This window comes from Georgfuchsia toluolica, assembly GCF_907163265.1.
Taxonomy (GTDB): Bacteria; Pseudomonadota; Gammaproteobacteria; order Burkholderiales; family Rhodocyclaceae; genus Georgfuchsia; species Georgfuchsia toluolica.
Genome location: NZ_CAJQUM010000001.1, coordinates 412,987 through 428,581, shown reverse-complemented (window position 1 = coordinate 428,581; position 15,595 = coordinate 412,987). Strand labels below are relative to the sequence as shown.

18 protein-coding genes are annotated in these 15,595 nt (G+C 58.3%); 6 read left to right on the top strand and 12 right to left on the bottom strand.

The features are described 5' to 3' along the window. Positions 1 to 26 precede the first annotated feature (26 nt). On the top strand, positions 27 to 215 hold the full coding sequence (locus K5E80_RS01985; protein WP_220634579.1) for a hypothetical protein: 189 nt from the start codon (positions 27 to 29) through the stop codon (positions 213 to 215). Between the two features lie 77 nt (positions 216 to 292). Here K5E80_RS01985 and K5E80_RS01980 read toward each other — a convergent pair whose 3' ends face one another. Next, a complete protein-coding gene (locus K5E80_RS01980) occupies positions 293 to 2,188 on the bottom strand; it encodes an LTA synthase family protein (RefSeq protein ID WP_220634578.1) in 1,896 nt (631 codons plus the stop codon). Positions 2,189 to 2,342: 154 nt separating this feature from the next. Here K5E80_RS01980 and K5E80_RS01975 point away from each other — a divergent pair, with 154 nt between their 5' ends. After that, a complete protein-coding gene (locus K5E80_RS01975) occupies positions 2,343 to 2,726 on the top strand; it encodes a PPOX class F420-dependent oxidoreductase (RefSeq protein WP_220634577.1) in 384 nt (127 codons plus the stop codon). 31 nt (positions 2,727 to 2,757) lie between these two features. Then, positions 2,758 to 3,768 (top strand): zinc-dependent alcohol dehydrogenase family protein, encoded by a 1,011-nt coding sequence (locus K5E80_RS01970; protein ID WP_220634576.1) that lies wholly within the window; start codon positions 2,758 to 2,760, stop codon positions 3,766 to 3,768. 193 nt (positions 3,769 to 3,961) lie between these two features. Here the strand turns inward: K5E80_RS01970 and K5E80_RS01965 are convergent, their stop codons facing one another. Beyond that, complete coding sequence (locus K5E80_RS01965; protein WP_220634575.1) at positions 3,962 to 4,444, bottom strand: glutathione peroxidase; 483 nt, start codon at positions 4,442 to 4,444, stop codon at positions 3,962 to 3,964. Between the two features lie 232 nt (positions 4,445 to 4,676). Here K5E80_RS01965 and K5E80_RS01960 point away from each other — a divergent pair, with 232 nt between their 5' ends. Both K5E80_RS01960 and K5E80_RS01955 read left to right on the top strand, forming a co-directional pair. Further along, positions 4,677 to 5,372, top strand: coding sequence for a DNA-3-methyladenine glycosylase family protein (locus K5E80_RS01960; protein WP_220634574.1), 696 nt, complete (start codon positions 4,677 to 4,679; stop codon positions 5,370 to 5,372). Positions 5,373 to 5,380: 8 nt separating this feature from the next. After that, a complete protein-coding gene (locus K5E80_RS01955; protein ID WP_246590832.1) occupies positions 5,381 to 6,574 on the top strand; it encodes an MFS transporter in 1,194 nt (397 codons plus the stop codon). A 395-nt stretch (positions 6,575 to 6,969) separates the two neighbouring features. Here the strand turns inward: K5E80_RS01955 and K5E80_RS01950 are convergent, their stop codons facing one another. The 4 genes from K5E80_RS01950 to K5E80_RS01935 all read right to left on the bottom strand — a co-directional run bounded on the left by K5E80_RS01950 (position 6,970) and on the right by K5E80_RS01935 (position 11,105). Continuing rightward, positions 6,970 to 8,511 (bottom strand): DHA2 family efflux MFS transporter permease subunit, encoded by a 1,542-nt coding sequence (locus K5E80_RS01950; RefSeq protein WP_220634573.1) that lies wholly within the window; start codon positions 8,509 to 8,511, stop codon positions 6,970 to 6,972. Between the two features lie 10 nt (positions 8,512 to 8,521). After that, positions 8,522 to 9,601, bottom strand: coding sequence for an HlyD family secretion protein (locus tag K5E80_RS01945; protein WP_220634572.1), 1,080 nt, complete (start codon positions 9,599 to 9,601; stop codon positions 8,522 to 8,524). 37 nt (positions 9,602 to 9,638) lie between these two features. Beyond that, positions 9,639 to 10,070, bottom strand: a complete 432-nt coding sequence (locus tag K5E80_RS01940) for a MarR family winged helix-turn-helix transcriptional regulator (RefSeq protein ID WP_220634571.1) — start codon at positions 10,068 to 10,070, stop codon at positions 9,639 to 9,641. Positions 10,071 to 10,916: 846 nt separating this feature from the next. After that, positions 10,917 to 11,105 carry a hypothetical protein gene (locus K5E80_RS01935; protein ID WP_220634570.1) on the bottom strand — a complete coding sequence of 63 codons (189 nt, stop codon included), beginning with the start codon at positions 11,103 to 11,105 and terminating at the stop codon, positions 10,917 to 10,919. A gap of 242 nt (positions 11,106 to 11,347) precedes the next feature. Between K5E80_RS01935 and arfB the strand changes: the two genes are divergently transcribed. Next, a complete protein-coding gene (gene arfB, locus K5E80_RS01930; RefSeq protein WP_220634569.1) occupies positions 11,348 to 11,752 on the top strand; it encodes an alternative ribosome rescue aminoacyl-tRNA hydrolase ArfB in 405 nt (134 codons plus the stop codon). A 21-nt stretch (positions 11,753 to 11,773) separates the two neighbouring features. On the opposite strand, the gene K5E80_RS01925 is transcribed toward arfB, so the two are convergent. The 6 genes from K5E80_RS01925 to K5E80_RS01900 form a co-directional block, all read right to left on the bottom strand. Next, the gene (locus K5E80_RS01925) at positions 11,774 to 12,676 is read right to left on the bottom strand and encodes a cation diffusion facilitator family transporter (protein ID WP_220634568.1); all 903 of its coding nucleotides are present in this window, start codon (positions 12,674 to 12,676) and stop codon (positions 11,774 to 11,776) included. 278 nt (positions 12,677 to 12,954) lie between these two features. Further along, on the bottom strand, positions 12,955 to 13,329 hold the full coding sequence (locus tag K5E80_RS01920; RefSeq protein ID WP_220634567.1) for a PaaI family thioesterase: 375 nt from the start codon (positions 13,327 to 13,329) through the stop codon (positions 12,955 to 12,957). A 55-nt stretch (positions 13,330 to 13,384) separates the two neighbouring features. Next, positions 13,385 to 13,780: a YchJ family protein gene (locus tag K5E80_RS01915; RefSeq protein ID WP_220634566.1), complete on the bottom strand. Its 396-nt coding sequence runs from the start codon at positions 13,778 to 13,780 to the stop codon at positions 13,385 to 13,387. 2 nt (positions 13,781 to 13,782) lie between these two features. Next, entirely contained in the window at positions 13,783 to 14,100 is a 318-nt protein-coding gene (locus K5E80_RS01910; RefSeq protein ID WP_220634565.1) for a hypothetical protein, read from the bottom strand. A gap of 15 nt (positions 14,101 to 14,115) precedes the next feature. Further along, the gene (locus K5E80_RS01905) at positions 14,116 to 14,328 is read right to left on the bottom strand and encodes a DUF3820 family protein (RefSeq protein WP_220634564.1); all 213 of its coding nucleotides are present in this window, start codon (positions 14,326 to 14,328) and stop codon (positions 14,116 to 14,118) included. Positions 14,329 to 14,638: 310 nt separating this feature from the next. Continuing rightward, entirely contained in the window at positions 14,639 to 15,448 is an 810-nt protein-coding gene (locus K5E80_RS01900) for a class I SAM-dependent methyltransferase (protein ID WP_220634563.1), read from the bottom strand. Positions 15,449 to 15,595: the final 147 nt, after the last annotated feature.

Sequence of the window (15,595 nt, the reverse complement as noted above, 5' to 3'; positions counted from 1 at the left end):
CGTTACGCGTCGTTCATCAAGCTGTCTTGTCGCCCACACACTATTGCGCGCATAAAGATGAACGACGCTACCCGCAGCACCTGTTCGTCGGCATGCAGCGCGGCGAAGCGCTCGCCAGCAGTCTTGGCGTCGTCGCCTATGACCATGCCGCAGCAGGAGAATTGATCGAGGATGGCCACAATGGGCGGCTGGTCTCAAGCCCGGTTCGCGCCTGATAGGCTGTCACCCGAGCATCATTCACGATTCTCAAATGTTTGCCCGGGCCCAAGCAGCCATGGCGGCGACTGGTCGCTCAGGGCAGGGTTAACTCGCCGCGCTTGAACTCGCGGAATGCGGTCTGGTACCAGGCAACCGCTTCGTCCTCCAGCACCGGATCATCAACAACGGGTACGGCGCTGCCGCCGGCGCGAATACTGAACATCTCGACGCGCTGTCTGGGGCCGAGTACGACCAGGCGATCACCCTTGAGGTAACCCAGTTCCTGGTAATTGGAAATGAAGGCGCGCGGGAGGTGTTTGCCTTGCTCGAACACCGAGGTACCGAAGAAGTGCTCGTCGCCGCGCAGGCCCATCACATCAATCAACGTCGGCGGAATATCGATCTGACTCACCATGCGATCGTAGCGGCCAGGCTTAAGCATTTTCGGGGCGTACATGATGAGCGGAATATGATATCCAGGTACCGGCAGCCTGGTTTTACCTGCGGCAGAGGCGCAATGGTCGGCCACAATCACGAACAGGGTGTCGGCGAACCAGGGTTTGGCGCGCGCCTGCTCAATGAAATGGCCGATGGCGTAATCAGTGTATTTCACCCCACCCTCGCGTCGGCCCGGCGATGGAATGTCGATGCGGCCGTCGGGATAGGTATAGGGCCGGTGGTTCGATGTGGTCATGATCTGCGCCAGAAACGGCTTGCCCGATGCATGGACCCGGTCGAGCTGGGTCAGGGTGTTGTCGAACAGGTATTCGTCAGCTACTCCCCAGATGTTGGCGAAGCCGACTGAACTCTTGGGAAAATCGGTGCGATCAATGACCTGATAGTCGTTGCCGGAGAAGTAGGCGTTCATGTTGTCGAAATAGCCGTAGCCGCCATAGATGAAAAGTGTCTCAATACCTTGGCGTCGCAGCACTTCGCCGACGGTGGCGAGGTGATCGTTACCGGGGCGGCGCGCAATGGCCTGACCGGGGATCGGCGGCAGACCGATGGTGAGCGCATCAAGCCCGCGTACAGTGCGCGTCCCGGTCGCATAGAGCTGAGTAAACAGCAGTCCTTCGTTTGCCAACCGGTCGAGTCGCGGTGTCAGCCCCTGCTTGTTGCCAAAGCTGCCGAGAAACTCGGCAGACAGACTTTCCACCGTAATCAGTACCACATTGCGCGGCGGACGGCTAAAGGGAATGCGGCGCGGGTCGAAGGTCTCGTCCTCCTCGTCATCCACCTTGAGCGCCTCGCTAAGCTCTTCGCGCTCGACGCCGAGCGTGGCCAGAATGTGATGCGCTTTGGCATCCGGTACAGTACGGTAGAAGCGATCGTAATCGAGATCATTGCGACGTAGCGCGGCGAAGAAAGTCATCAGTCCATTGCCGGCCAGCTCGTTGGCATACACATTCGCCGAGAACAGCATCTGGTCGCTGTCTGCCAAATACCAACTGGCCAGCGGCAGCGCGATGGCAATGCCTACCAGCACCAGCCGACGCGGTTGTGTCACGGATACAGCCAAAATTCGCGCGCTCAATGTCCACACCAAGGCCGCGCCTGCCAATCCTATCCCAGCCAACAAGGCGCCCACCGGATAAGACTCGAGGATATTGCCGATCACCTCATGCGTGTAGATCAGGTAATCGACGGCAATGAAGTTGAAGCGCGTGGAAAACTCGTCCCAGAAGGTCCACTCCGCCAGCGCGCCAAACAACAATAGGCTGATCGCCAGCCAGCACAGTGCGATGCGCAACATCTTGCGCAACGGCGTAAGCACCATTCCCTTGCGCCGCAAAGCCTGCCACAACAAAAGGGGAGAGGCCAGCCATGCCAGCACGGCCAAGTCGAACCACAGACCGATGGCGAAAATACCAGGCCACAGCGCAGGCGGCACTTGTGTGGCGCCGGTCTTCCACAACAGCGCGGCGCGCGTCAACGCACAAATCGCCAGAAAGGCCAGCATTAACGTATGGCCAGGGCCTTGCAGCGTCATTCTGCATGGGAATATCTCTCGAAAATCAGTTTTATTCAACTTGAGATGCCTGCGTTTTGAATGGGTGGCAGGATACCAAACATCAGATCGCAAAAGCAGCTAAGCTATCTATGTCATTCGCCATTCCTGCTGCCTGCTCTTGGTACTCCCTGTGATGAACTCCCTTCCCTTCAACCCCGCCATAGAGCGCTACATCAGTCTCGCCACCTGTCGACGCAATGGCACCGAGGTGCTCACCCCGGTCTGGCTGGCAGGAGCGGGGGAACATTTCTATCTGTTCAGTGCGGGTACGTCCGGCAAGGTGAAGCGCATTCGCGCCAACCCGCAGGCGAAGATGGCCCCCTGCGATGCGCGTGGAAAAGTGAAAGGCCCCTGGATTGATGTGCATGCCCGCATCGTCGCGGAGCCCGAGATAATCGAACGTGCCTATGCCGTACTGCGCACGAAGTACGGCTGGCAAATGGCACTGCTCGATTTCTTTTCCGGCCTGTCCGGCAAGAAGCAGAAACGCGCCGTGATCGAGTTGAAAGCCGTATGATACTTAACGCCTTGATACCAAGGAGTTGGTCATGAGCCATTGGTTTTCGATGCAACTTCCTGCCATTGGTCAACCGCTGCAACGAGTCGAACATGACGCGCTGCCAGTTGCGGGCGCAGGCCAGGTCGTTATTCGCGTCAAAGCCTGTGGCGTGTGCCGCACCGACCTGCACATCGTCGATGGCGATCTGCCTTTTCCGGCACATCCTGTCGTGCCAGGGCACGAGGTCATCGGCACCGTGGTTGAGGTTGGTGCGGGCGTCGCATTCGTCAAGATTGGCGACCGTGTCGGCGTACCATGGCTGGGATGGACCTGCGGCAGCTGTGAGGCCTGCCTTTCCGGCCACGAAAATCTCTGCCAGCAGGCACGCTTCACCGGCTATCAAATCGCGGGCGGCTACGCCGAATATGCGATAGCCGATGCACGCTATGTATTCGCCATTCCACCCGCCTACACCGACGTCGAAGCTGCGCCGCTGCTCTGCGCCGGCCTGATCGGCTATCGCGCCTACGCCATGGCGCAGCGCGAATTGCAGGCTTCGGTCAGGCGCATCGGCCTCTGCGGCTTTGGCGCGGCGGCGCATCTGGTGGCACAGGTCGCGCGCCATCAGGGTAGCGAGGTCTACGCCTTCACGCGACCCGGCGACCTGGCCGCCCAGGAACTGGCGCGAGGTCTTGGCGCGGCATGGGCCGGCGGCTCGGATGAAGCGGCGCCGCAACCCCTCGATGCCGCGCTGATCTTCGCTCCGGTTGGCGCCTTGGTGCCGTTGGCGCTCCAGGCCGTGAGAGCGGCGGGGGTCGTGGTCTGCGCCGGCATCCACATGAGCGACATCCCCTCTTTCCCTTACTCGCTGCTGTGGCGCGAACGCAAGCTGGTCTCGGTGGCGAACCTGACACGCGCCGATGGCGATGCCTTCATGAAAATCGCGGGCAAAACGAAACTCGATGTCACCACGAAGAACTACCCGCTTGGCGAAGCGAATCGGGCGCTCGACGATCTGCGTCACGGGCGTTTCAGTGGTGCGGCTGTTTTGCTGCCGTAAATCTGGGAAAAGCAGTTAGCCACAGAGGACAAAGAGATCACAGAGAAAAGCCTTCAAAGCCAACCTCCCCACGCTCACACGTTCGATGAGTGATGCAATGGCAACAACCCTCTGTTTTTCCTCTGTGCGCTCTGTGTCCTTTCTGTGATTTGCCTTTGCCGTCTTTAGCTTTGTACTAACGTAAAGATTGCAATCAGCCAAGTCGCAGAGCGATGTCTTTCTCAATCTGGGCCGGCGTAGTCATCGACGCATAGCGCTCCACCACATTGCCCTGCGGATCGACCAGGAACTTGGTAAAGTTCCACTTGATGCCTTCGCTGCCCAGCAGCCCCTTGGCATCCTGCTTCAAGCGCTGATAAAGCGGATGGGAGTTGGGGCCATTCACCTCGATCTTGGCGAACAGCGGAAAACTCACCTCATAGTTGAGCGTACAAAAGGTCTTGATCTCGTTTTCGTCGCCCGGTTCCTGATGACCGAACTGGTCGCAGGGAAAACCGAGCACCACAAGTCCCTTGTCCTTGAAATCGCGATAGAGCTTTTCCAGCCCCTGGTACTGCGGCGTGAAGCCGCACTTGCTGGCGACGTTCACGATCAGCAGGTGTTTGCCGGCATAGACGGAAAGCTTTTGTGTTTGCCCGTCGATGGTCTTGACTTCGATGTCATGGATGCCGCTCATGGATGATCTCCTTCGCTTGCGTCAAATCAGGTTGCGTAAAACATCACCGCTACCGCGGCAAGGTTGACGAAGAAGCCGACCAGGCGAAATGTTCCATCGCGCCATCTGCCTTTCTTCGCTTGCCATTTCCTTTGCCCAGAATGGTATTTCACTATAGCGCAGTGGTACAAAGATCACCGATGCCGTTATAGTGCGAAGCTTCATCAGGCATCGGCATAGCGCAACCCGCCCCATGAACAAAGCTTCGCGACAGCGACTCGACAAAGCCACCGCGCATCTTGCATGCTGCGATCCGGACTGGGCCATCCTGATCGATCTGGTCGGACCCTGCCAACTTGCGCTGGACAGGGGTCGCGAGCCATTTCAGGCGCTGGTGCATGCCGTCACCCATCAGCAACTTAACGGACGCGCCGCACAGGCCATATTCAAACGTTTTCTCGCGCTCTATCCTGATGAACCGTTTCCATCACCGGAAATGATTCTCGCCACCGATGACAATATGCTGCGTGGCTGCGGCTTTTCGCTGGCCAAGATCGCCACCATCCGCGGCATCGCCGAAAAAACGCTACAAGGCGTCGTGCCGTCGCGGCGCATGGCGGATGTGATGCGCGACCAGGAACTGATCGCGCGGCTCACGTCGTTGCACGGCATCGGCCGCTGGACCGTGGAGATGCTGCTGATCTTTACCCTGGGGCGGCCGGACGTATTGCCGGTCGATGACTTTGGCATACGCGAAGGCTGGCGCCTGATCAAGGGACTGCCCAGGCAACCGGCGCCGAAGGAACTCGCCGCCATCGGCCAGCCGTGGGCGCCCTACCGTTCCACCGCGGCGTGGTACCTGTGGCAGGCAGTGGCGCAGTACAAGCTGGCGCTGGCCGCGAATCCGACAGGCACGGCAACAACCGGAACCGTCAAGCAAATCGCATAACCTGGTTTATGAACGACGCCGCCAACGCAAAGATCACCATGAAAATTCCAGGCAGCATCTGGGCGCTGGGTTTTGTCAGCCTGCTGATGGACGTTTCCTCCGAACTGATCCATAGCCTGCTGCCGGTGTTCCTGTTTACCGCGCTCGGTGTCAGCGCTTTCAACATCGGACTGATCGAAGGCGCGGCGGAGGCCACGGCACTGATCGTGAAAGTGTTCTCCGGGGCATTGAGCGATTACTGGGGCAAACGCAAGCCCCTGGCCATCTTCGGTTATGGGCTGGGTGCCATCTCCAAGCCGCTGTTCGCGCTGGCGTCCAGTGCCGCACCGGTGCTGGCGGCGCGCCTGATCGATCGTGTCGGCAAGGGCATCCGCGGCGCACCGCGCGATGCCCTGGTGGCGGATATCGCGCCACCCGCAATCCGTGGCGCGGCCTTTGGCCTGCGCCAGTCGCTCGATACCGTCGGCGCCTTCCTCGGCCCGCTGCTCGCGCTGGTCCTCATGCTGCTGTGGGCGAACGATTTTCGCGCCGTATTCTGGGTGGCGGTCATCCCGGCTTTTCTCGCCGTCGCGCTGCTGTTCTTCGGCGTACAGGAACCCGAACGGCATCAGGACGGCAAGCGCACCAATCCGATCCAGCGCGGGAATTTGCGCCGCCTCCCGGCCGCTTACTGGCGAGTAGTGGGGATCGGTGCGGTCTTCACGCTGGCGCGTTTTTCCGAAGCCTTCCTGGTGCTGCGCGCCCAACAAGGCGGCCTGCCTATCGCTTACACGCCGCTGGTGTTCATCGGCATGAATGCGATCTACGCCGTGAGCGCCTATCCCTTCGGCAAACTCTCGGATGCGATGAGCCATTCGCGGCTGCTGGCTGGCGGAATGGTGTTGCTGATCGCCGCCGACGGCATGCTGGCCTTCAGCAACCAGTGGCTATGGGTATGGGCCGGCATCTCCCTCTGGGGCCTGCACATGGGCATCACCCAGGGTCTTCTGGCCACGATGGTGGCCGCTACCGCGCCGGCGGATTTGCGCGGCACGGCCTATGGTTTCTTCAATCTCGTGAGCGGGCTGGCCATGCTGCTTGCCAGCGCCATCGCCGGCCTGTTGTGGGACCAGTTCGGGGCGACATACACCTTCCTCGCCGGCGTCGTCTTCAGCGCCCTGACGCTGGCGGCCGTCATTCCTTCAGCATTTCGCGCAAAATAACGCCGTGCGGCATTTCGCCGCTGCCCTCGTATATTTGCATGATTGCCTGGCGGCGCATTTGTTTGATGGTGTAAAAAAGGTATCCGGATTTTGTGATTGATAATCGGCTGTGCAGCGCCCAATGGCATTGGATTGTGGCTTATGCGGATAGAATCAGTCTCAGATCGGTCAGGAGAGGACATTCTTGACTCGATAATCTCGGGTTTTCAGGCGACTGTTATAGGCTAGTTTGATGCCATACGTTCATGGGACCTTGTGCCACAACAGCTTTCAAATTCCGCCGCTCCGAAACGGTCGTTAGCCACAGCTAGCAACCCACTGCAAGTGGTCCTCTACTCGCACTACGTGCCCAAAATGAAGTTAATGGCTGCCAGAATGCAGCCCAACGTCCAGCGTCACTCCATCGATGCTGGCACTTCGACCTCAGTTGGTGTCTTGGCGGGCGCCCGCAGCAGAATGATCATCGGGATTGCTGTCAAGGCCAGAAACATCATCAACCGAAAGTCCTGCAGATAGGCGAGCATAGCCGCTTGGCGCGTGACTTCGGCGTTGATTATCGCTAATCCCTGCGGCGACGTGAGATGGTAGGCGCCAGCCGCGGTTTCGATAACTGGCCTGAAAGGAGTGATGTAAGTGGCGAACGCCGCGTGGTTGGCCTGCGTCCGTTGCGCAAGATAGGTCATCACCACAGAAATTCCGATACTGCTGCCGAGGTTGCGCATGAGGTTGAATAACGCCGTTCCCTCGTTTCGGTAGTGCGTGGCCAGTGTGGAAAAGCTGATGGTGGTCACCGGCACGTAGATAAGGCCGAGGCCAAGTCCCTGCGTCATGCCAGTACGAACAATGTCCCAGCCACTGATGTCCAGTGTGAACTGCGTCATGTCCCACAGGGAAAGCGTCGTGAGGACAAATCCCAGAAAGATCATGTAACGCGCATCGACCCGGCGCGACAGCTTGCCTACAGTGATCAATGCGATCAAAGTGCCGACCCCACGCGGGACAAGAAGAAAGCCGATATCGATCACTGGATAGCCCATCAGGTTTTGCATGAAGGGCGGCAGCAGGGCCATCGTTGCCAAGAGGACGACACCAACGTTGAATATGAACACCAGGCCGATGCTGAAGTTCCGGTCCTTGAACAGGCCAGGTTCGATAAACGGGTGCCGGTGCGTGAAGATATGGACGATGAAGAGGTAGAGGCACAGACCGGCGAGCATTGCCTCCATCGTGATTTCACGACTGGCGAACCAATCAAGAGACTCGCCGCGATCCAGCATCATTTGCAGTGCGCCAATGCTAATGGCGAGGAAGGCAAAACCAAGGAGATCGAAGCGGCGTGAGTGATCAATCGGCGTTTCATGCACGTAGGCCGCAAGACCAAACCATGCCAGAAGTCCAAACGGCAAGTTAATGTAAAAGACCCAGCGCCAGTTGTAATACTCGGTAAGCCATCCGCCCAGCGACGGTCCCAGGATCGGGCCGACCATCACGCCGACCCCCCACAGGGCCATGGCGGAGCCATGCTGTTCGCGTGGATAGGCATCGAGCAATACCGACTGAGACAGTGGTACCAGGCTGGCACCGAACACGCCCTGCAGGAGCCGAAACACTACGATCTGGGAGAGGTTCTGCGCCGCCCCGCAGAGCATCGATGCAACAGTGAAGCCAGCCACCGCCCACATGAAGAGGCGCTTGCGTCCGAGACGGGCCGCGAGGAAGCCCGTGAGAGGCATCACGATGGCCGCAGCTACGATGTAGGAGGTCAGCACCCAGGCGATCTGGTCCTGGGTTGCCCCCATCGTTCCCTGCATGTGCGGCAACGCCACGTTGGCGATGGTCGTGTCCAGCGCCTGCATGATGGTGGCCAGCATGACCGAGAGGGTGACGAATCCCCGGTGCGTACGCTCCGGGGCCGCCACTGTCATCACGGCTGCCATGAACCGGTTTTCACAGAGACAGCCCCATGAAACGGCGGCGATGACCCGTATCGATATTGACGATCGTACTGAGGCCCGCGCGCAATGCCGGTTGTCCCGGTGCGGCATCGAGTTTGATGCGTACCGGCACCCGCTGGGTGATCTTGACCCAGTTGCCGGTGGCATTCTGCGCCGGAATGACCGAGAACTCTGCTCCCGTGGCTGGACTCAGGCTGTCGACGACACCTTTCCACACGGTGTCGGGATAGGTGTCCACATGGATGACCACCGACTCGCCCGGGCGGACGTAGGTAAGGTCCGTCTCGGTGAAATTGGCTTCGACCCAAACGCTGCCACTGACCACCAGTGCCATCGCGGCACTACCTGCCGCGAGGTACTGCCCCGGCTTGGGGCGGTTGCTGACAGTTCCGGGCAGTGAAGCGCGTACTTCGGTTCGCGCCAGATCGAGCCTGGCTTGATCCAACTCGGCGCTGGCGGCGCGGTAGCCGGGGTGATGTTCGATCGGCGTATCGATGTTGCCGCCCAGGGTTTCGGCGATGCGCTTCAGATCCTGATTCAAGGCAGCGATCTGCTGTCGGGCGATGTCGGCGCTTTGCGTTGCGTCGTCGAAGCGGGAGGCGGAAATGAAATGTCTGTCGACCAGATCAGCCTGCCGTCGCTGCTCTCTTTGGGCAAACGCGTGCCTGGTCTTTGCCAAGGCGATCTCGGCTTGCTTTTCGCGGTAGCTTGCCTGGAGCGCCGCGAGATCGGTACGCACCTGCGCGAGCTTGGCCTCCGCCTTGGCAACCGCAACCTGAAACGACGCCGGATCGATCCGGAATAACGGCTGGCCGGCCACGACGGATTGGTTCTCCTGAACCAGCACCTCCTTGATGGTGCCCGACACGTCTGCACTCACAGGCACCATGTCCGCCTTGACGTAGGCATTATCGGTTTCAACATAGCGCCCGCCATGCAAATACAAGACTGCAATGACAAGCGCCGCGATCAAAGGTATCACGACCAGAAGTACCAGCCGTTTCGTCTGCCGTTGGGAAAGGCTCGCCGTGTAGAAGGGAGGCTCGTCGTCGCCGCTTGGAATGTCGCTCATAGCACGTTGGTTTCCAGAATCCGCCTTTAAAGGGTTCTTATTGCCGCGGGGCCAGATTGTTCTGCATCTTGGTCAAAGCAGATAACAATGAAGCAGCCTCCTGTTTGCCCAGCCCGCGAAGGGCATCCGCGCGGATTGCTGCCGCAACTTTCTTTATTGCGGCCAATTGGGGAGAAGCGTCAGGCGTCAAATAGATTTGATATGCCCTTCGATCCGAAGGATCGGGGCGACGTTCGACAAAGCCGGCATCCGCCAACTGATCAATCAGGCGGGCGAGCGTGATCGGCTGGACTTCCAAGAACTCGGCAATCTCTACTTGCCGGACACCCTCATGTCGAGACACGTAGACAAGTGCTCGAGCCTGGGCCAGCGTTAACGAACTGCCATTTAGCCGTTGTTGAAACGCCCGTCGCATCAAGCGTGAAACGTCCGCCAGCAGAAAACCAAGACCCTCTTCTTGCCGTCCCACAGCTCTTCCTGATTTAATAAGTGTTGCTCATTGTATAGAATCAATACTATATTTGTCAAAACCCAAAAGTATCGACAAGTTTCCTATTGGGAAGCGCTCCCGACGCGCCTTGCATGAATTGAAATCCAACGATCAGTGTCCGCAATTGGCCAATACTGCTGAGCAACTCGATGTTGCTGGTTAGCGAGCCAGTCCCGGATAGAGCTTCGTCGCCGTAAACAACAGCATCGCAAAACTCGTGCTGGCTGAATAGACGTTCTTGCTTTGCCCTGGCCGCAAACGCCAAGCTCGATGCAGTAGCGCCAAGCCGGAAGCTTGGCGGATTCAACTTTGAAGTGCAACAAGCAATAACAGACTTACTTCGCATTAATCAACTAATTGACGAACTTGTTTCTAGCTACGGCTGACTACTTTGGCTGACTCAGAGACAGTCAGCCTGAATTACTGACCGGCCGCTTTATGATCCTTAAGCGGCCAAAACTCTTGCTAATGTCATCACGCTGTTCTGGACACGTTGGAGTCATTGATGATTTCGTCCCCGCAACGAAATCCGGATAGCCGCAAAGAGGAAGACCCGCTCGAACCAAAGTCCTGACGGGCCTTCCTTTTCGCTTTAGCTGAACTTGTCGCGCCCGCAAGCTGATTTTCAAATCGGCGCTGCCTTGACGGCAGGGAACCCGAATGGTTCCTTCATTTATCAGACAGAGTTTTTATTACTTCTCGTTCCTCTTTCTCAGTGCCTGGCTCCTTCCCCGACTGCACTCACGTCGAACGCAATTCAAGCCTAGGCAATGCCTGTACCGCTGTCAAGGCCTGGATTCGTCATTCTCCGCTGAAAGACAGTTGCTATTTGCCGGATCGGTCAAAGGCTCGCTCCGGATTCAGCAGCGCCCTTACCTTGCTCTGGGATTCCGCTTTGTTGATGGCCGAAGTCTGCCGTCCAAACTCCTCGCGGGCTGCCCTGCCGCGCTTGGTCGCTTCAATACTCTTGATGCAGCGCCAGCGCGGGCCCCCCTTGGTTTCAATTTGACGCATTTGTTCCTTGGGGTGATTCGTCCCGCAGTGGTAACAGTAACGAGTGTCAGTCATCGATGTTTTATCTCTGGGTCGGATAAGTCCAGCAAGACTACACCGAATGCAGTGCAGCAAGCGGTTCTTTGGCAATCGGTGTTGCGGCTGTGGAAGCCTTGACGGCCGTTTCTGGATAGGCGCCGGCAACGGTGCCCGGCAGTTATGAAACATTACAATAGTACTTCAATGCATTATCGGCTGCCTGTATGCGCCCCCGCTTCGCCATCCCGCCAGAAGAAGTCGACATCACCGCAATCCGTGCGCAAGGCGCCGGCGGGCAGAACGTCAACAAGGTCGCCAACGCAGTTCATCTGCGTTTCGACATCGCCGCCTCGTCGCTGCCGGAAACGATTCGCGCGCGGCTGTTGAAACTCGGCGACCAGCGCATCAGCAAGGAAGGCGTGGTCATCATCAAGGCGCAGGAATACCGCAGCCTCGAGAAAAACCGCGGCGAAGCGCTGCGTCGCTTGCAGGAACTGATTGCCAGCGTCGCCGTGCTGCCGAAAAAACGCCGCCCGACCAAACCAACCCGGAGCGCCGTCGCGAAGCGCCTGGAAAACAAGGCGCGGCGCGCGACGGTGAAGGCAGGACGGGGATCGATCGGCGATTAGTCTCGGTTGCAGAGTGCGAGGTCATGACCGATCCAGGCTCTCGTCCAGCAGCGAGGCCGGATCTTCCCTGGGTTCCAGGTGTGTCGTCACATGCATGTAAGGTACTGCACTACGTAAATCGGTTTCAATCTTTTCGAGACAGTCGTGCCCCTGCTGCACCGTCCAGGCCCCCGGAACCAACACATGAACAGTAGCAAAGGCTCGCGCGCCAGCCTGGCGCGTGCGCAGCGCATGGAAATCGATGCCTTTGGCCCGGTAAGTATCCAGTACCGCATTGATTGCATCAAGCGTTTCAACCGGCACGGAAACATCCATCAAACCGGAAGCGGAACGGCTCATCAACTGCCATCCCGTCCACACGATATTGACGGCCACCAACAAGGCAATCGCCGGGTCGAGCCACAACCAGCCGGTAAACCAAACCAATCCAACGCCGAGAATGACGCCAACCGATGTCCACACGTCGGTCAGCAAGTGATGCGCATCCGCCTCAAGGGTAATCGAGTTATGACTGCGTCCAACGCCCAAAAGAACCCGGGCCGTCCAAAGATTGAGGATTGAGGCGACGACGGAAACGATCAAACCAACGTCTACATCTTCCAGCGGTTGCGGATCCATGAAACGGCCAATAGCCGTGTAAGCAATACTGATGGCCGCCAACAGGATCAGGAAACCCTCGAACGCGCTTGAAAAGTATTCCGCCTTGCTGTGTCCATGGGCATGATCGTCGTCGGCCGGAGTCGCCGCCAGCGAGAGCATGGCCAGCGCCATCAGCGCTCCTGCCAGATTGACAAACGATTCGATGGCGTCCGAGAGCAAACCCACCGAGCCAGTGAGCCTCCATGCCGCACCCTTCAGGAGAATCGTGGCGAGTGCCGTAAAAATAGACAACCAGGCGTAACGTTTGAGGGAGTTCGGTACCATTGGATAAAGATAAGCAAATCAGGTGGAAGGGATATATCGGCAGACTGTTTGCTGCCTAATGACGAATGATAGCTCACGAACGGGGCGTGCTCCACAGCGGCCATATGGATTTCCGGACAGCAGACATTCAACGCTTGACTTCAGCCTGAGCGGTCAGTCACTGGAGTACCTTACAGGACTCAGTGTGTTAAATCTGCTTGTGGCTTGAAACATCGGACGCATGGCGGCCAACCTGCAACGAATTGCTGGACACTGATCCGGCTATGCCTGCAGCGTAGTTACTTTGAGAGAACATGACTTGTAGTTATATCCGCGATGACCTTGTCGGTCGCCCCATAAACTATGGTGCGAACGACACTGACCGTGCGGCCTCGTTTTACGAACGATGAAACAGCCTTGAACAATCCTTCCGTCTGGTTTCCAAGGAAATGGGCATTCAGATTAATCGCCAGAGGAAAACCCTTCATGCCTTCCGTTGGAGCTACCGGTCCCAGCACAAGGACCGATGCGGCAACGTCAGCAAACCACAATATTGCTCCGGCATGCACAACACCAAAGGGATTCCTGATGCCAGCCGTAATTGGCATTTCCGCAACAACGCGTTCAGGCGAGCGCTCGCTAATGGCAAAGTCGATTGAGCCTTGAATGTGCATGAATACCTCTCATTAAAAGTGCCAAAGCATGTCAAATTGATATGAACATTATTCGCTATGGCCTGATGTCGCCATCGACATAGAACCACTGGTCGTCTACGCAAATGAAACGACTGAGTTCATGCAGGCGATGTGCCCGGCCATTGATCTTATAACGCGCTATGAATTCAACGGTAGCATGGCTCTGGTCCTGCAACTCGTGGCGCTTGACGTCGAGGCCGATCCATTTGGTCGCGCCCCCATCGTCCAAGTCCAGAGCGCCCGGTCGCGTTGCCGGATGCCAGGTTTCGCGCACATAGGCCTCGCGCCCGAGTGCATACGCAGTGTAGCGGGATCGCATCAGCGCTTCCGCCGTCGGCGCACGCAGGCCGCCATCGATATAGCGACCACAACACAGCTCGTAAAGTGCCGGGTTGCCGCAGGGGCAGGAATCAGGCGCACGGTTCGCCATGCTCAACTCGCGTCGAGGACCAGCGGCGTCCACTCCAGCAGTTCCGCCAGCCGGTACATGACCCACAGCGCTTCCTTTTCGGTCAGCGCCAACGCGTCGGCCAACAACCCTTGATGGCAACGCAGCAGCACTTCCCGTTCGCTGAGGTTGTCCTTGTCCATCAGCGTCTGCGCCTGCCCGGCCAGCAGGCAGGCCATGTCTTCACACAATTCGTAGCGCGCCACCACGACCTCCTGCGGCGCGTTGGGGCGGTCGTGTCCAGGCGTGACGTACATGTCCATGAAGGACTGCGGAATTTCGATCTGGTTATCGATCGTCATCAGACAACATCGTTTTTATTTGCGCCGGAGCGGCTGCAGAATGTTCTTCAGCCCATTGTGATCGATCTCCTGCATCAGCGCCAGCAGCCGGCCGATCTCGCCCGGCGGAAAGCCTTTGCGGGCAAACCAGTTGAGATAGTTGCCCGGCAGATCGGCAATCAACCGCCCCTTGTGCTTGCCAAAGGGCATCTCACGCATCACCAGCAATTCCAGATCCTCGGGTTTCATCCAGCGCGGCCTTTTCACCATACCAACAACATATTATCCGACTCTGCCCCGAATGGCACTTTGTTAAGCACCGTCATCCCCGTCTGCCTTAAGGCAACACCCGCCGCAGCGCGCGAACCCGTTGCCATAGCGGCGCCTTGGGCAGGTCTATCGCCATCACCTGCATGCAGCGCTCCAACCGGCCATGGCGGGTTTGCGGATCCCCATCGTTTTCCTGTGACATTGCCTGTGACGACAGGCGTTGTACCCGCACTCTGCCAGACCTTGTGCCTTTGCATCACAACCGCGAACATGGCAGCCAGCTTGTTGCTCATTTCGCCCGGAATACACCTCTGACAAGCCGGATCCGGCCTTCCTCAAGACTGCGCCGCGCGTTCGCGGACTTTTGCGCGAGATTGTCGACGAACACCGCCAAGCCCAACTGTTCAGGCGCAACGGGCGTGGCGTTATTGGCAGTCCTGCGCAAATGCTCGTCGCTGGTGTCTTCCAACAGTTCCACAACAAATCCGCTCTCGCCCAGAATCGAGCGCATCTCATCGACAGAAGCAAGAAAGCTGTCGGCGGGGTCGGTGGCCCACGGCAACGGAAACCAGGACACAGCGCCTTCCCCGGCGGCCATTTCCTGGAAGGCGAAGCGGCCGCCGGGCTTGAGCACGCGGTAGATCTCGCCGTAGAGCTTGCGCTTGTCCGCGATGTTCATGCCGACGTTTTGCATCCACACGACATCAAATGAATCGTCGGCAAAAGTCATGTCGAGCGCGCTGCCCCGGTGCACCTTGATGCGGTCGTCAAGGCCGGTCAACCGATTGAGCAATACCGCCCCGGCGCAGAAATCGAGCGACATTTCGAGGCAGTCGACGCGGCAGCCGTGCGTGGAAGCGAGCAACCGGGCCGGGCCGGCCAGACCGGCGCCAATATCGAGCACGCGATCTTCGGCCCGAATCTGCGCCCGCTCCAGCAACTCGCGCGACGCAAGGAATCCACCCGTGTGGAAATGGTCCAGCGCCCCTAGCGCCTTGAGCGGCACGCGCTGCTCGGGATTCAATCCCGCCGCGCGCAGCGCCGCCAAAATTCGCGCCTCGATGTCGGGCGCCGAATAGTGAGCTTCCAGACCAGCCATGAACAATCCTCCTCAAGATTCGTCAGAATCGGCACGCGCCGATGGACTATCGAATCGCACAAAGCCGCTAAATCAAACGCAGCTTATCGAAACTGCTTTCCTTACTATACTGATTTATGAACCAGATGAGATTCGCCGCCGACTGAT

Excerpts from the sequence above, each read along its gene's own strand:
- K5E80_RS01980 (WP_220634578.1), bottom strand. The coding sequence starts at position 2,188 with ATGACGCTGCAAGGCCCTGGCCATACGTTAATGCTGGCCTTTCTGGCG.
- K5E80_RS01975 (WP_220634577.1), top strand. The coding sequence starts at position 2,343 with ATGAACTCCCTTCCCTTCAACCCCGCCATAGAGCGCTACATCAGTCTC.
- K5E80_RS01970 (WP_220634576.1), top strand. The coding sequence starts at position 2,758 with ATGAGCCATTGGTTTTCGATGCAACTTCCTGCCATTGGTCAACCGCTG.
- K5E80_RS01965 (WP_220634575.1), bottom strand. The coding sequence starts at position 4,444 with ATGAGCGGCATCCATGACATCGAAGTCAAGACCATCGACGGGCAAACA.
- K5E80_RS01960 (WP_220634574.1), top strand. The coding sequence starts at position 4,677 with ATGAACAAAGCTTCGCGACAGCGACTCGACAAAGCCACCGCGCATCTT.
- K5E80_RS01955 (WP_246590832.1), top strand. The coding sequence starts at position 5,381 with ATGAACGACGCCGCCAACGCAAAGATCACCATGAAAATTCCAGGCAGC.
- K5E80_RS01950 (WP_220634573.1), bottom strand. The coding sequence starts at position 8,511 with ATGGCAGCCGTGATGACAGTGGCGGCCCCGGAGCGTACGCACCGGGGA.
- K5E80_RS01945 (WP_220634572.1), bottom strand. The coding sequence starts at position 9,601 with ATGAGCGACATTCCAAGCGGCGACGACGAGCCTCCCTTCTACACGGCG.
- K5E80_RS01935 (WP_220634570.1), bottom strand. The coding sequence starts at position 11,105 with ATGCGTCAAATTGAAACCAAGGGGGGCCCGCGCTGGCGCTGCATCAAG.
- arfB (WP_220634569.1), top strand. The coding sequence starts at position 11,348 with ATGCGCCCCCGCTTCGCCATCCCGCCAGAAGAAGTCGACATCACCGCA.
- K5E80_RS01925 (WP_220634568.1), bottom strand. The coding sequence starts at position 12,676 with ATGGTACCGAACTCCCTCAAACGTTACGCCTGGTTGTCTATTTTTACG.
- K5E80_RS01920 (WP_220634567.1), bottom strand. The coding sequence starts at position 13,329 with ATGCACATTCAAGGCTCAATCGACTTTGCCATTAGCGAGCGCTCGCCT.
- K5E80_RS01915 (WP_220634566.1), bottom strand. The coding sequence starts at position 13,780 with ATGGCGAACCGTGCGCCTGATTCCTGCCCCTGCGGCAACCCGGCACTT.
- K5E80_RS01910 (WP_220634565.1), bottom strand. The coding sequence starts at position 14,100 with ATGACGATCGATAACCAGATCGAAATTCCGCAGTCCTTCATGGACATG.
- K5E80_RS01905 (WP_220634564.1), bottom strand. The coding sequence starts at position 14,328 with ATGAAACCCGAGGATCTGGAATTGCTGGTGATGCGTGAGATGCCCTTT.
- K5E80_RS01900 (WP_220634563.1), bottom strand. The coding sequence starts at position 15,448 with ATGGCTGGTCTGGAAGCTCACTATTCGGCGCCCGACATCGAGGCGCGA.